At 61.8% G+C, this 474-nt stretch carries 1 protein-coding gene; it reads right to left on the bottom strand.

The features are described 5' to 3' along the window. Positions 1–59: 59 nt before the first annotated feature. On the bottom strand, positions 60–474 hold a 415-nt coding region (locus M3194_RS30845; RefSeq protein ID WP_251657957.1), incomplete at its 5' end, for an EamA family transporter.

Genomic DNA, 474 nt, shown 5'->3' with positions numbered 1-474 from the left:
GATCTGCGGCGCCGGACACGACGCGCAGATCGATACGCAGGGGATCCGCGAACTGACGACTACTTCGACGCCTTACAAGGAGTAGCCTCGCTGCGGACGGGGAAGAGATATTTCCCCAGCGTCACCAGCACTACGGCGAAAATAATCACCGCCAGCGCCAGCCACTCAATGAGCGACAGGCTCTCGCCGCCGAACCCAGTACCGAGGAGCACCGCGACCACCGGATTAACATAGGCGTAGCTGGTGGCGACCGCCGGGGTGACATTGCGGATTAAAAACATGTAGGCGTTAATGGCGATCAGCGAGCCAAAGATGGCCAGATAGGCCAGGGCGGCGATCCCGGACCAGGAAGGGACGCGGGTTAAGGTTTCACCGCTCAGCCATGAGGCCGCCAGCAGGACGATCCCGGCGGCGAGCATCTCGATTGCCCCCGCCATCATGCCGGTCGGCAGTACGATTCGCGAACCGTAAACC

Origin of the sequence: Paenibacillus glycanilyticus, from assembly GCF_023715145.1 — a bacterium.
In the GTDB taxonomy this organism is placed as follows: domain Bacteria; phylum Bacillota; class Bacilli; order Paenibacillales; family Paenibacillaceae; genus Pristimantibacillus; species Pristimantibacillus glycanilyticus_A.
The sequence above is the reverse complement of the archived record's forward strand: the minus strand, read 5'-3'. Positions and strand labels throughout refer to the sequence as shown.